Source organism: Mesorhizobium sp. M8A.F.Ca.ET.021.01.1.1 (assembly GCF_003998025.1).
Lineage (GTDB): Bacteria > Pseudomonadota > Alphaproteobacteria > Rhizobiales > Rhizobiaceae > Mesorhizobium.
Genome location: NZ_RZSJ01001123.1, coordinates 1 through 415 on the forward strand (window position 1 = coordinate 1; position 415 = coordinate 415).

Here is a 415-nt window from a genome sequence, read left to right on the forward strand (position 1 = left end):
GTTCCACACGGCGAGCGGCGAAGGCAGGAACACCGGCGACACCAGCTGCAGGCGGGCCGACAGCGTCCAGAGCGCCAGCACCGCCAGGATGGTGGCGGCGCTGACCATGCGCGCCGAAACGCCGGTCCGTTTCGTCCGTGGCCTCGACCAGGGCACCGACAGGCCGTCGGTTTCGTCCGTCGTTGAACCGGGCCGTTCCGTGTAGGAGGAAATGGTCATGCCGCCTCTCCCTCGAAGATCGCGTCGGTCAGTTCGCCGCGCGCCGCCGCGAAGGCCGGGTCGGCCTTGATGGCGCGAATGGGCTCGCCGGAGGCATAGCGCCGGGAGAAGCCCGGCTCGAAGGTTCGCACCACGCGTCCGGGGCCGGGCGCCAGCACGACGACGCGGGTGGCGAGCACCAGCGCTTCCTCAATGC

Annotated in this window: 2 pseudogenes; both read right to left on the reverse strand. The window is 70.8% G+C overall.

The annotated features are described in order from the left end of the window. Nucleotides 1-219 (reverse strand): annotated as a pseudogene (locus EOA36_RS36915) (taurine ABC transporter permease); the annotation flags it as partial. After that, a pseudogene (tauB, locus tag EOA36_RS36920) lies at nt 216-415 on the reverse strand (taurine ABC transporter ATP-binding subunit); the annotation flags it as partial. The pseudogenes EOA36_RS36915 and tauB, both read right to left, overlap by 4 nt.